General features: G+C 51.9%; 15 protein-coding genes. 7 read left to right on the top strand and 8 right to left on the bottom strand.

The features are described 5' to 3' along the window. Positions 1-34: 34 nt before the first annotated feature. From NMK_RS16520 to NMK_RS16485, 8 genes are all read right to left on the bottom strand, one after another. A complete protein-coding gene (locus NMK_RS16520; protein ID WP_109016864.1) occupies positions 35-1303 on the bottom strand; it encodes a 6-phosphofructokinase in 1269 nt (422 codons plus the stop codon). Between the two features lie 70 nt (positions 1304-1373). Then, positions 1374-2138, bottom strand: coding sequence for a 3-deoxy-manno-octulosonate cytidylyltransferase (gene kdsB, locus NMK_RS16515; protein WP_109016863.1), 765 nt, complete (start codon positions 2136-2138; stop codon positions 1374-1376). Then, a complete protein-coding gene (locus tag NMK_RS16510) occupies positions 2139-2318 on the bottom strand; it encodes a Trm112 family protein (RefSeq protein WP_109016862.1) in 180 nt (59 codons plus the stop codon). 2 nt (positions 2319-2320) lie between these two features. Further along, complete coding sequence (gene lpxK / locus NMK_RS16505; protein ID WP_109016861.1) at positions 2321-3328, bottom strand: tetraacyldisaccharide 4'-kinase; 1008 nt, start codon at positions 3326-3328, stop codon at positions 2321-2323. Next, positions 3297-5027 (bottom strand): lipid A export permease/ATP-binding protein MsbA, encoded by a 1731-nt coding sequence (gene msbA / locus NMK_RS16500; RefSeq protein WP_109016860.1) that lies wholly within the window; start codon positions 5025-5027, stop codon positions 3297-3299. The genes lpxK and msbA overlap by 32 nt, the downstream gene beginning before the upstream one ends. Before the next feature lie 50 nt (positions 5028-5077). Next, the gene (locus NMK_RS16495; RefSeq protein ID WP_109016859.1) at positions 5078-5497 is read right to left on the bottom strand and encodes an ExbD/TolR family protein; all 420 of its coding nucleotides are present in this window, start codon (positions 5495-5497) and stop codon (positions 5078-5080) included. Between the two features lie 290 nt (positions 5498-5787). Continuing rightward, a complete protein-coding gene (locus NMK_RS16490) occupies positions 5788-6390 on the bottom strand; it encodes a MotA/TolQ/ExbB proton channel family protein (protein WP_109016858.1) in 603 nt (200 codons plus the stop codon). Between the two features lie 35 nt (positions 6391-6425). Further along, positions 6426-6878, bottom strand: a complete 453-nt coding sequence (locus tag NMK_RS16485; protein ID WP_109016857.1) for a ComEC/Rec2 family competence protein — start codon at positions 6876-6878, stop codon at positions 6426-6428. Positions 6879-6928: 50 nt separating this feature from the next. Here NMK_RS16485 and NMK_RS18375 point away from each other — a divergent pair, with 50 nt between their 5' ends. From NMK_RS18375 to NMK_RS16460, 7 genes are all read left to right on the top strand, one after another. Further along, positions 6929-7168: a hypothetical protein gene (locus NMK_RS18375; RefSeq protein ID WP_146187230.1), complete on the top strand. Its 240-nt coding sequence runs from the start codon at positions 6929-6931 to the stop codon at positions 7166-7168. A gap of 1189 nt (positions 7169-8357) precedes the next feature. Beyond that, a complete protein-coding gene (locus NMK_RS16480; RefSeq protein ID WP_109016856.1) occupies positions 8358-8597 on the top strand; it encodes a hypothetical protein in 240 nt (79 codons plus the stop codon). Between the two features lie 64 nt (positions 8598-8661). Next, a complete protein-coding gene (locus tag NMK_RS16475; protein WP_109016855.1) occupies positions 8662-9000 on the top strand; it encodes a tetratricopeptide repeat protein in 339 nt (112 codons plus the stop codon). Between the two features lie 76 nt (positions 9001-9076). After that, a complete protein-coding gene (locus NMK_RS18370) occupies positions 9077-9322 on the top strand; it encodes an Imm32 family immunity protein (RefSeq protein ID WP_146187229.1) in 246 nt (81 codons plus the stop codon). 911 nt (positions 9323-10233) lie between these two features. Next, positions 10234-10890, top strand: a complete 657-nt coding sequence (locus NMK_RS16470) for a DUF4145 domain-containing protein (protein WP_109016854.1) — start codon at positions 10234-10236, stop codon at positions 10888-10890. Positions 10891-10974: 84 nt separating this feature from the next. Continuing rightward, positions 10975-11472: a hypothetical protein gene (locus NMK_RS16465; protein WP_109016853.1), complete on the top strand. Its 498-nt coding sequence runs from the start codon at positions 10975-10977 to the stop codon at positions 11470-11472. A gap of 82 nt (positions 11473-11554) precedes the next feature. Beyond that, on the top strand, positions 11555-12313 hold the full coding sequence (locus NMK_RS16460; RefSeq protein ID WP_109016852.1) for a hypothetical protein: 759 nt from the start codon (positions 11555-11557) through the stop codon (positions 12311-12313). Positions 12314-12370: the final 57 nt, after the last annotated feature.

Here is a 12370-nt window from a genome sequence, read left to right as displayed (position 1 = left end):
GATCATTTACGGTCGGTCAAGACAAACTCAAAATTTATCCAACCTTGAACTCTGCAGCCAACTTCTTGGAGACCGCTTCGTTTCTCAACCGAATGTAACTCGGAAGCCCGCCATTATAGGGAGGATAGTCCTCGCCTGCAATAAGCGGCTGCAAATATTTTCTACACGCCTCGGTAATGCCGAAGCCGTCTTCGCTGATAAAGCTTAACGGCATCTTCTTCTCGATATTGGCAACATCGTTTAGCTTGACCTTACCCATCTCCCATTGATACGGCACATCCGACTTTCGAATAATGGCAGGCATCACTGCATTCTCACCCTGTATCGCCAGTTCGACTGCGGCTTCGCCCAGTGCGTACGCTTGCTCGACGTCGGTTTTGGAGGCGATGTGGCGTGCGGCGCGCTGCAAATAATCCGCCACCGCCCAGTGGAAACGATAACCCAGAGCATCCTTGATCATCGTAGCCACAACCGGCGCCACACCGCCTAACTGTGTATGGCCGAACACATCCTTCATACCGGAATCGGCGAGGAATTCACCATCGGGTGTTTTCACGCCTTCAGAGACGACTACCGAGCAGTAGCCGTACCGCTTGACCTTTTCGTTGACCTTGTCGAGAAACTTCTCGCGGTTGAACACCACTTCTGGAAACAGAATCACGATAGGGAGATCGCAGTCTTCGCTCGAAGCCAACCCTCCCGCCGCGGCAATCCATCCGGCATGCCGCCCCATTACTTCCATAACGAAAATCTTGGTCGAGGTTTTAGCCATGGAACTGACATCGAAACTGGCTTCGCGAACGGAGACGGCAATGTACTTGGCTGCAGAACCAAATCCGGGGCAGCAATCGGTAATCGGAAGGTCGTTGTCCACCGTTTTGGGCACGTGAATCGCTTGGATGGGATAGCCCATTTTGTCGGCTAGTTGAGAAATCTTGAGGCAGGTATCGGCTGAGTCGCCGCCACCGTTGTAGAAGAAATAGCCGATATCGTGCGCCTTGAAGACCTCGATCAATCGCTCATACTCGGCGCGACTTTCTTCCAGGCCCTTGAGTTTGTAACGGCAAGACCCGAAGGCGCCAGCCGGCGTATGGCGTAATGCGGCAATCGCAGCATCCGATTCAAGGCTGGTATCGATCAAATCTTCGGTCAAGGCGCCCACAATACCGTTGCGCCCGGCGTAAACCTTGCCGATTTTGTCCGAGTGCTTGCGCGCCGTTTCGATCACGCCGCAAGCCGAGGCGTTGATGACCGCAGTGACGCCACCGGACTGGGCGTAGAAGGCATTTTTTGGATGGCTCATGGCAGACTCCCTGATTTCGGATAGTCAGCCAGCTTACTGAAATACAGCCAGAATTAGAATACTTGGAATATTAGGCCGGAGCCATAATGGCGCGCACGCGCTCCAGGTCGGCGGGGGTATCGACACCAGCAGCTGGGGCATTGGCAGTAACGACGACACTAATCTTGTATCCATGCCATAGCGCACGCAATTGCTCCAACGACTCGAATTGCTCGATAGGTGCTGTTTGCAACCCAGCATAGGCATGCAAGAATTCGACGCGATAAGCATAGATGCCTAAATGCCGGAAAACTGGCAGTCCCGCAGGGATCGCATTCCGGCTATCCGCAAACGCATCGCGTGGCCAAGGGATCGGCGCACGGCTGAAATACAAGGCATGCCCCAACCGATCCATCACGACTTTGACGATATTGGGATTAAACATTTCCTCAGCTTCAATTAGAGGATGGCAAGCTGTAGCGATGGAGGCATCAGGATGAGACTCCAGGTTTTCCGCCACCTCGCGGATCAGCACCGGGTCGATCAATGGCTCGTCGCCTTGCACGTTCACCACATTCTCAACCGGACTCCAACCCTTGATTGCCACCACTTCAGCGATCCGGTCGGTCCCGGAGACATGATCTGCCCTGGTCATCACTGCCTCGATGCCGCGCACGGCCATCGCTTCTGCTATGCCCACGTGATCCGTGGCAACAATCACCGATGCCGCCCCGCTCGCCTGCGCCCGCTTGGCAACATGTGCCACCATGGGCTCACCAGCGATGTCCAACAAAGGTTTCCCGGGAAGCCGCATGGAAGCGTATCGGGCCGGAATGACAACATGGAAAGCGGCCATCTAGACCTCTTCATCCGGCGGCAATTGGCGGGCTTCGTCTTCAAGCATCACTGGAATACCGTCGCGGATCGGGTAGCTCAAGCGACACGGCTTGCAGATCAGCGCTTGTTCATCCTTTTTATAGACAAGCGGCCCTTTGCATAGCGGGCAAACCAGAATTTCAAGCAGTTTGGCATCCATCGTTATTTCCTCAATTTTTCCAGCACCTTGCGGCCCAATGCATCATCCAGCAGGGCATCTACCACCAACGCCCACGATTCAGCCGGAGCGAAAGCCTGGCATTTTACCGCGTCCTTTTCGGTCATCAGCACCACATCTGCATCCTCAAACCGCACATCTCGCGGCGTAAACGCATAATGGTCAGGAAACGGATGCTCGGCAAACGTCAGTCCCAGTTCCCTTAGATGCGAAAAGAATCGCGATGGATTGCCGATACCAGCAAGCGCATGGATTTTCTTGCCAGCGAAATCGTGCGGAGTCGCAATTCGATCGTCACACAAATTGCGGAACCGATCGCCAGATAATCTCATGGCATATTCGCCAGCGGTGGTCGATTCACCATTGATGACCACCGCATCGACCTTTGTCAGCCGGGCACGAGACTCACGCAAAGGCCCAGCAGGAAGCAACAGCTTGTTACCGAATCGTCTCGCACCGTCGACGACGACGATTTCCATCGCACGACGTAACCCATAATGCTGAAGACCGTCATCGCTCAAAATAACATCGCATTGCGGAAACTGCGCCAGCAAAGCCCGTCCAGCTTCGGCTCGATTAGCGCTCACCCAAACTGGACAACCCGATCTTTGTGCAAGCAGCACTGGCTCGTCGCCGACTAACGTAGGATCGCTGTCAGGCAGCACTGCTTGAGGGGCCGCATTCTTGCTGCCGTAGCCGCGACTGATGATGCCGGGGCGATATCCGTGGGATGATAGGAATGCTGCGAGCCACAGCACCAAAGGCGTCTTGCCAGTGCCGCCCACCGTTATATTGCCGACAACCACGACCGGTACAGGCAAGGTCACGCTCGGCAGCACTCCCACCTTATACAACCCGCGCCTGATTGTCGTCAGCACGAAGAACAGCCCGGCAAAAGGCAGCAAAAGCAACTGCCAAGGCGTGAAACGCTGCCACTGTCCTTGCAGCCAATCGGAAAATTTAATGGAACTGGCGCCTGTAGAGTGCGGCATAGTGGCCGTCCTTGGCCAGCAGTTCGTCGTGGCTGCCCATCTCGATGATCTGGCCTTTTTCCATCACCAGGATGCGGTCGGCATTCTCGATGGTGGACAAGCGGTGGGCGATGATGAGTGTGGTACGGCCTTGCATCAGGCGATCCAGCGCCGCTTGCACATGTTTTTCCGACTCGGTATCCAACGCCGAGGTTGCCTCATCAAGCAGCAAGATAGGTGCGTTCTTGAGAATGGCGCGGGCAATGGCGAGGCGCTGACGCTGGCCGCCGGAAAGACGCACGCCGCGGTCGCCGATTTCGCTCTGCAAGCCGTTCGGCAATTGCTGGATAAAGTCCCACGCGTAAGCCGCTTCCGCAGCGGCAATGACTTCCGACTCACTGACGCCGCGCAACGTGCCGTAGGCAATGTTATTGAACACGGTATCGTTGAAGAGAGTGACATCCTGGCTCACCAAGGCGAACTGGGAGCGCAGGCTAGCGAGGCTCAAATCCTTGACGTTAACGCCATCGAGTAGAATCTCCCCCTCTTGCAGTTCGTAAAAACGCGGAAGCAAATTGACCAAAGAAGTCTTGCCGCCACCAGAGCGCCCCACCAACGCGATCTTCTCACCCGGTTTTACAATCAGGTTCACGTCGTGCAGGGCATCGCGCTTGGCCGTTTCATAGCGCAAGGTGACATGCCGCAACTCGATCTCGCCGCGAACGCGATCAAAGGTTTGCTTGCCGGCATCCTCTTCGGGCGTGGTGTCGATGAGCGAAAACACGCTTTGCGCGGCAGCCAGGCCGACTTGCAGGTCTTCGTTGAGATTGGTCAGACTCTTGACCGGAGCGATCAGCATCAGCACCGCGCCGATAAACGCTGCAAACCCGCCCGCACTGAATTTACCTACGGCATAAAACACGATCAGCGACAGTGCCAAGGCCGCGATGACCTCGACCACCATGCTGTTGATGCCGGATATCCGGCCGAGACGAATCTGCATGCGCCGATTAAGGCCGACGGCTTCCGCAAATCGACGATACTCATAATCGCCGCCGCCGAAAATCTTGACGACCCGGCTCCCGCTCACGGCTTCCTCGGAAATCCGCGTCATGCTGCCGACGCTCTCCTGCACAGTCTTGCCGGCAGTACGCAGCACCGGCGTCATGCGCCGCAGGTACAACGCAATCAGCGGTGCCATGAAAGCGAACACCAGCGTCAAGCGCCAGTCCAGGTAAAGCATGTAGCCGATCATGCCGATGATGGTCAGGCTGTCACGCACCAGGGAAATGGCGACGTTGGTCGACACCTTGGTCATCTGCTCGGTGTCGTATGTCAGCTTGGAGGTCACGACCCCGGCAGAATGCGCATCGAAGAAGCTGACAGGCAAGGTCATCAGCTTGGCAAACGCGTCGAGACGAATGCGCTCCACCACGCGCCGCGCCACCCATCGCATGCTAAAGCTGGAAATGAAGCCGGCCAACGCGCGCAGCGTCAGCAATCCGAACAGCATCCACGGCAGCATGCTGAGTTTTGCCGGGTCCTGCTTGACGAAGCCCTGATCCGTCACCGTCTTGATAGAAGCCAGGAATCCCGTGTTGGTGGCCGAAAATATAGCCAGTGAAAAAACGCTGAGGAGGAATACCGGCCAATGCCGCCAGGCGTAGCCCAGCAAGCGGAAATACATGGACTTGGCGTCAGATTGATTGGGTGCGGACATGATAAAAAGACAACAAAATGCTGCCACCCATCAGAGGGGCGGCATTTGCATTAAGATCCGGCGCTTTGCGTAGCAAAGGTGACGTGAGTCAAGCCAGCCTGACGGGCGGCTTCCATGACGTTGATGACGGATTGATGTGTGGTTTGTGCATCGGCGCTGATGATGACCGTGGGCTCCTTGCCGTTGCCAGCCGCCTTGCGCAGGGCCAGGGTGAGGTTCTCTACCGTGCGCTCCGGCACGTCGGCATTGTTGACCGAAGTCTTGCCGTTGGCATCGATGCCAACGTTGATCACCAGCGGCTTTTCCTGCTGCTGGTTGGCATCGGCCGTCGGCAAGTTGATCTGCAGTTCGTTGATCCGCGAGAAGGTGGCGCTCACCACCAGGAAGATGATGATCACCAGCAACACGTCGATCAGCGGGACCAGGTTGATTTCCAGGTCCTCATGCCCTCTGCCGCGACGGAAATTCATGTTAGAGCCTATTCCTACGATAAACGAATGTGCGCCCGCCATGCATTGCGCGCAGGGCTAGGCAAGAGGCGCGCGGTTTGGTCATCCAAACAAGCGGCGAGTAACAACGCCATGCGCGCAATGCATGGCCGGCCCCGTAATAACAAAAACCAAAAGAAGGGGTTTGAACACAAAAGGGCATCTGCGGCGTTGCAACACTCGCGAATGGAACAACCATTCGCTGCGCGTTGCGCCTTGCATCCATCCCTTTTGTGTTCAAACGCATCTTTCGTTTATCGTAGGAATAGGCTCTACCGCTCGCCGTGAAGGATTTCCACCAGCTTGATGGCTTCCTGCTCCATCTCGACGATGAGGCTATCCACCTTGGCGCGGAAATGGCGGTAGAAAATCATGCTGGGAACGGCTACCACGATACCCATCGCAGTGTTGTAGAGCGCAACAGAAATACCGCGGGCGAACATGGCAACATCATGCCCCGTCGCAGTAAAGGCGCCGAACAACTCCACCATGCCGATTACGGTACCCAGCAAGCCAAGCAACGGACTCACCGTAGCGATCGTGCCGAGCGTCGTGAGGTAGCGTTCCAGCTTGTGCGTGACGGCTCGGCCGGTTTCCTCGATTGCCTCTTTCATTACTTCGCGAGAAGTATTGGCGTTGCAGAGTGCGCTGGAGAAGATTTCACCGAGCGGGGAATGCGCTTCGAGCCGGGCGCAGGCTTCCTTGCTGATGCCGCCCTGCTTGAGCGTAGCCTGGATTTCAGGCAGCAAGGTCTTGGGCGCAACTACACTTTCGCGCAATGCCACGAAGCGTTCGAAAATGATGGCAATCGAAATCACCGAGCATATGATCAGGGGCCAGATGGGCCAGCCGGCGGCTTGGATAAGAGTCCACATAGATTCTGGATTTGTCGTTAAAAATTCGCGCTACTTTAACGCGCATCAGGGCTTTCGGCAAGCCAATAGCGAGGCCGGGATTGCCTCCAGGAATCGGCCGAAACACCTTGCAGCCGGAAGTCCACCATCACCATGCCATCCTGATCAGAACGATAAGTTCGTATGCCCCTATTGAGATAGCGCTCCACCACTTCCGGCTTTGGATGTCCGAAACGGTTGCGATAGCCGACGGTAAAGACCGTAATGGAAGGGCGCACGGCATTAATAAATGCCTCAGTCGAAGAAGTCTTGCTGCCATGATGCGGCGCGACGAGCACGTCGGCGTGCAAGTCCAACGACCGATCTGTCAACAGGCTCGCCTCGGCATCGGCTTCGATATCACCGGGAATCAGCAAGCTGCCGCCGGGACTGCTGACCTTAAGCACACAGCTGCGGAAATTGTCTTTCAACCCATCCTCTGCGTAGCTGTCCCAAGCTGGATGCAGCATCTCGAAATACACGCCATCCCATATCCGGCCACAACCTGTTCGTGTTCACCGTGAATGACATCAGCAAGCTGAGTAAAGCGTTGCATTCTCGGCTGCAACCGATCGATTTTACGCACACTCATGCCAATACTGAGGTAATGGAAAGAATGCATGTACGTGCGAAAGATATCCTCACGGCTGAAGGTGTGCAAATGGAAGATGAGGTCCTGAGAACGATCATTCGTGAAAGTTATCCCGATATGCGCGCCGTACTGAAACGTCTGGAAGTCGAATCAATTATAAGTTCTTGAGAAGGGCGAGAAAATAATCGGCTGAGCGTAGTCAAGTAGGCGTCCCATGGCGACAAATATTTTGCGAAATTCTGGGAAATCGTCATCGAGGACGCCTAAATAATCTATGAGAAGCTAGATCTTCAGGCGATAGGCGGTAAGGACCATCCCGGTAACCATTGGCAAACGCAGAAATGGCAATACCGCGCCGGACGAAGAGAAAGTTTCGAAAAGGACCCTAAAGGTTCACGATGGAAGCTCTATTGCAACGATAACTTCCGAGGCCTCCAATTCGCTTCACTGGATTCGGGGTGCCTGCCGTTGGATAAGTCTGGTAACAAGTGGGAGATCGGCCAACCGCCCCCGCTGCTTTTGCAGCTACCAAGTGAAGTACTTCCGAAGGTCATATACCTATGCCCATTTATGTAGCTTGCCTGGTAAAGGCAAGTTACATCCTCTAATCATCCCTATAAAGAGCACTTAAGAATCATCAATCACCAACAGATGCCCAGGCGCAAAGCGCCTGCTTCGGCGAAGCCGAAGATGAGTTGCTGATACTGATAGTGTCCAGTAGTTGCTTGATGATGAATGGCTGTTGCTGGTAATCCAGCTACCTCATGGGTTCCAGTGATCAACGTGCTACCTGTTACTACTGTGATTCATGATGCTGGTTGATACTGGTTGCTATCGCAGCTAGGGACGATGCTGGATCGTGAACAAGAATAAGAACAAAAGGAGCGATAACCAATGTGGGACCAATGGATACCGATAATGATCTGGCTGATGCTAGAGATTAGATGGATTCAAATGGCTGCAATATGGCTGCTTGGCTTCAGGAGCAAATAATCTCGGCTAGGCTCAGGACTACCTCAAGCTACTCTGGAATAGTGATAGAACTGTCTGTAGCTTATCGAATTGGGGATGTTCCATTTGGAACAAGTCTGGGCTAGAAGACGGTTGGATTCATACCACCTGGACTCTTTCAATTTTCCGCTATCGGCCAGAAGCAGACGTACATCTCATTAAATACTATCAAGGTAAATAGGGTCTGCCGTTGAACGGTTGCGTCCGGATTTGCTAATTATTATTATGCGGACAGAGCTTCAGCTAACTTCATGAAATAAAAATAAAAGGCATATGTTATCCACAACCACTCCATTATTGTTATACGGACGCACAGGTCCGGGTAATACCTGTTAGGACTTCAAAAATGGTTGTCTCGAAAGAATTAGCTTCTGCGATAAGCAAATCCGGAGAGGCCTATATTAAAGACATTGGACACGTGCTTGATATAGCCAAAGAGCTATCGCCACCTGCTGAGTTCGAACAACTCAAAAAAGCCATTGCCAGCGTATTGGGTACCATCCAAATTGATTTATTAGGCCCTCTTTATCGCATTCACCCTGACCTTGAACCCGAGTATATGAAAGGATGGGAAAATGAATCCTAACCTCTCCATTAAGTGGGGCGCGCTAAAGCGCGCCCCTTATGTCAAACGTTAGCCCCTTCGAAGCATGAGTCTGTTAAAAAGCGTTGAGTTTCAGAAAGCTGAGGCAAAAGCAGAGGCTACAGGCGACTATTCGAAGGTACTTAGCCTTATCGTACCGTTAGCTGAAAATGGTAATGCTGAGGCCCAATGTTATCTTGCAAGCATGTATCACTTAGGCATTGGCGTATGCATGGACGGTTCGTCTGCAGTGCATTGGTATGAGTTAGCTGCTCATCAAGGTTATAGCTTGGCCTCAAATAATTTAAGCAGTCTCTATGCAGCGGGTGGCCCAAATTTAGTTGCCAACCCTGAGTTGTCAATTTATTGGCGCAAAAAGTCTCTTGCCCAAGGTTTCCCTTCATGAGAGATTTTGTGGCTCACCCATCCATCAAGCGGGACGCACTAAAGCGCGCTCCTTATGTCAAACGTTAGAGGTCACTGTGAAAATCCACGGCTACGCTGACGAAGGTCTTGATATCGAAGAAATTGTTCCGGCCGAGTTGGCGGAAATCACTCTCATCGCCACCCCTGAAGAATTGCGTCGTATTGCCCAGTTCCTCGAAAACTGTGCAAGCAGGATAGAGACTTGTGGGAAATCATGGGAGCATGAACATCTATCCGATAAAGACCGATATTTCACTGGCGCACCTCACTTTGTCGTGTTTAATCCAGAATGCGACCAATGACCTCTAACCCATCCATCAAGTCGGGCGCTGCGCTGGAGCGCTGCGCTCCTTATCTCAAACGTTAGAGTTCACCGTGAAGAAACAAATCAAGCTTGCTCTGATTGTTGTGTTAGCCGTATTTGCCACGTTCCTAGTTACGGGTTATTTCGCAACAAAAAATACACGAACTGCCTTTATTTCAGCATGGTAAGACATGGAGGCATTTAACGAACTTCACAGAATTAAGTCTTATGATAGTTTGGAGCAACTGCTAATTGAAGGATGTAACAAAGAGGCTCTTGAATATGTGCGCATGGAGCAGTCGCTAGGGCTTCTGCACCTTCAAGACTCTTTAAGGAATGGTGCTAGGTTAGAAAAATCACTAGAAACTCAAAACTCGGCTCTTTTAGAAAGGGCAAAAACAATAACTAATAAAGGTAAATACTTCATACCATCATGCAATTAAACTCTTACCCATCATTCAAGCGGGACTGGCTAACGCCAGCCCCTTAATTCAAACGTTGATCGTCCGCTTTGGGTCGGAAGCAGAACTCCAGAACAACTAGCTGCAATATGGCTGCTTGGCTTCAGGAGTAAATAATTTTGGGTCAGGTTCAGGACTACCTCAACCAGCATCTCCATCCTTTCTTAATTGGTTGCAGCCGGTAGAGAGCAGAAATGTTCCAAATGGAACAAAAAAGGGAGTAAAAAGAACCGTAATTACCCTAGCCCTATCAAGTTGAATAGGGTTGAGCTTGATACGATTGCGTCCGGATTTACTAATTATTATTATGCGGACAGAGCTTCAGCTAACCTCAAGAAATAAAAGGAAAAGTCAGATGCTATCCACAATCCTTTCCTTATCGTTATGCGGACGAACCGGTCCGTGCAATAACTGTTGGGCGTCATGAACTACTTTTCGGAATCACCTTATGCCTCTTGATCCAATAGTCCTTCGACGTTTTGGCGAACTCAATACAAAGGCCGAGGCTGTGCTTGCAGCAAAAGCTGTTGAATTCGTATCAACCGAAGGTAAGCCGTACTACAAGGTTCCATCTGACCGCTATAAGGAATGGGCGACAAATGTCCTAAATCTTCTCCATCGTACGTTTGGGGAGTCCAGCGTTCACTACAAGAATTTCTCGGAGCACTACTCAAAGTTTGAGGGGTGGGAGTCCCACTTTTCAGACAGCTACGGCATCTTTCGTGCAGCCCGTGAAGATTATGAAGGCGGTTACCTGTTTCACATTCGCACTCTCGCAAAGGCGGAGGTACTTTCAGACGCGCTTTCTCAAGCTAAAGAGTTGCTGGCCTCGGGATATAAAGACCCAGCTTGCATCCTAGCCAGAGTTTCCCTTGAGTCAGCGCTCAAGGACTTGGCAAGCAAGTTTGACGTAACTGAAGGCAAGCTTGATCGCATGAACGCCGAGCTATCCAAGGCGGGCGCATACAACATGGCCAAACAGAAACAAATCACAGCATGGGCCGAGATTGGAAACAAGGCCGCCCATGGAGATTGGACTCAATATACAGCACAAGATGCAGCTGCAATGGTCGCAGGTGTTGAGTCTATTGTCGCCGACCTGTAGAAACAATATGACGCCCAACCCTTCAATCCACCCGTCGCTGCGCGATAAAGCCGTCAGCGCCGGTGATTTCAAACGTTGGGCGACATGAATCCAATACTGTGGCTCGAGCAAAATGCTCCTGGCTTCGATGTGTTATCGCAGCAAGAGCGCGATGCTATTACCCACTTTGCACTGCTGTGGAGCTTCTTCGAGGCTCGCGCCCTCTCAACACGCGGTTCTTCCCACGCAATTCTCGCACTTACTCATAAGTGGTTAGCGCAAGACCGTCTCGCTACCGAACCGTTTTCTGAAAGCCTTCAGTACTTTCAACAACGGTATTACGCAAACGGTGTGGAAACCGACTACTTGCACGGCCTAAATCTTCGGCCAAATGATTGCCGAGACTTAATTTACGCTGTACTAAAGGGCGAAAACACCAACCCAGCAGATTGCGTTGCCGCGCTTCTTATTGTTGTCTATCGGCTTCGCAACAACCTTTTTCACGGCGCAAAGTGGGCATATGGAATTCAGGGGCAGTTGAGCAACTTCACTCATGCCAATGCCACACTCATGAATGCACTTTCAATTGTAGGGCTACCGTGAAAATGCGCACCCAATCCATCAAGCGGGACGCGTTAAAGCGCTACCCTTATGTCAGACGTTAGATCTCAAAGGAAATCACCCAATGGATTACGCTGAGTTCTTTCACGAACTAGAAATTTCAATTAGAGATTCGATACGGACATGCTACCCATATTCTTGGGATGAAAATCACATATCTTTTACGCTCACAGAAAATCTTTTCGCCCGTCACAGAGCGGTGTCGCTTGAGGGCCTTGATCGACCATTCAAGATTCTTTGGGACGTTCGAAAACTGCGGCTTCCTGAAGAAGTAACCTATGGTGATATTGGCGTAATCGTCCGCCTAACAACCTGGGCAGGCGAAACGCTGGAAGGAGTTGGATTACTAGAAGCAAAGAAGCGTGACATTGGAAAAAATACCTTTTCCGCTACCAAATCTAGTCAACTCAAACGAATTATTTCAAACGTACCGTCCGCTCGTCTCATGCTCTACGACTACGACAATGTATCGTCATGCATGGACAATTGGTCTGTTCAATTCGAAGACCACTATTACCGTCGGCGCTATGGAATTATTCAACCGTTCACCCACTGTGTATGCCTTCCTGCTGGAATAGCAGTACAGCAAGGTAAGTTCTCAACCGAACTACATAAGTTTGGCGTGCCTTTATCGTATCAACTTGTCGGCCGCTACTTTAGGGGCTTCGACTTAGAACTTGATCCGGCTAAAGTTCAAGCCGTGAAGAACAATGCTCTGCGTCACGGTGGGCCAAGAATCATTTATCTGATAGGTGTTTCAACAGGCACTTCGGAGCCCATATTGCCGGAAGTAAACTCAAATCTCTATGTAAAAATCGATTGAGGTATAAGCTCTTATTCCATCGCACCTTGCGCATAAAACCGCGCAAGGCCGGTGAAT

The organism is Novimethylophilus kurashikiensis (assembly GCF_003112435.1).
Lineage (GTDB): Bacteria > Pseudomonadota > Gammaproteobacteria > Burkholderiales > Methylophilaceae > Novimethylophilus > Novimethylophilus kurashikiensis.
The sequence above is the reverse complement of the archived record's forward strand: the minus strand, read 5'-3'. Positions and strand labels throughout refer to the sequence as shown.

Bases quoted from the DNA above. Each gene is read 5' to 3' on its own strand.
- NMK_RS16510 (WP_109016862.1), bottom strand. From the start codon at position 2,318: ATGGATGCCAAACTGCTTGAAATTCTGGTTTGCCCGCTATGCAAAGGG.
- NMK_RS16495 (WP_109016859.1), bottom strand. From the start codon at position 5,497: ATGAATTTCCGTCGCGGCAGAGGGCATGAGGACCTGGAAATCAACCTG.
- msbA (WP_109016860.1), bottom strand. From the start codon at position 5,027: ATGTCCGCACCCAATCAATCTGACGCCAAGTCCATGTATTTCCGCTTG.
- NMK_RS16460 (WP_109016852.1), top strand. From the start codon at position 11,555: ATGGATTACGCTGAGTTCTTTCACGAACTAGAAATTTCAATTAGAGAT.
- NMK_RS16465 (WP_109016853.1), top strand. From the start codon at position 10,975: ATGAATCCAATACTGTGGCTCGAGCAAAATGCTCCTGGCTTCGATGTG.
- NMK_RS16520 (WP_109016864.1), bottom strand. From the start codon at position 1,303: ATGAGCCATCCAAAAAATGCCTTCTACGCCCAGTCCGGTGGCGTCACT.
- lpxK (WP_109016861.1), bottom strand. From the start codon at position 3,328: ATGCCGCACTCTACAGGCGCCAGTTCCATTAAATTTTCCGATTGGCTG.
- NMK_RS16490 (WP_109016858.1), bottom strand. From the start codon at position 6,390: ATGTGGACTCTTATCCAAGCCGCCGGCTGGCCCATCTGGCCCCTGATC.
- NMK_RS16470 (WP_109016854.1), top strand. From the start codon at position 10,234: ATGCCTCTTGATCCAATAGTCCTTCGACGTTTTGGCGAACTCAATACA.
- NMK_RS16485 (WP_109016857.1), bottom strand. From the start codon at position 6,878: ATGCTGCATCCAGCTTGGGACAGCTACGCAGAGGATGGGTTGAAAGAC.
- NMK_RS16475 (WP_109016855.1), top strand. From the start codon at position 8,662: ATGAGTCTGTTAAAAAGCGTTGAGTTTCAGAAAGCTGAGGCAAAAGCA.
- kdsB (WP_109016863.1), bottom strand. From the start codon at position 2,138: ATGGCCGCTTTCCATGTTGTCATTCCGGCCCGATACGCTTCCATGCGG.
- NMK_RS16480 (WP_109016856.1), top strand. From the start codon at position 8,358: ATGGTTGTCTCGAAAGAATTAGCTTCTGCGATAAGCAAATCCGGAGAG.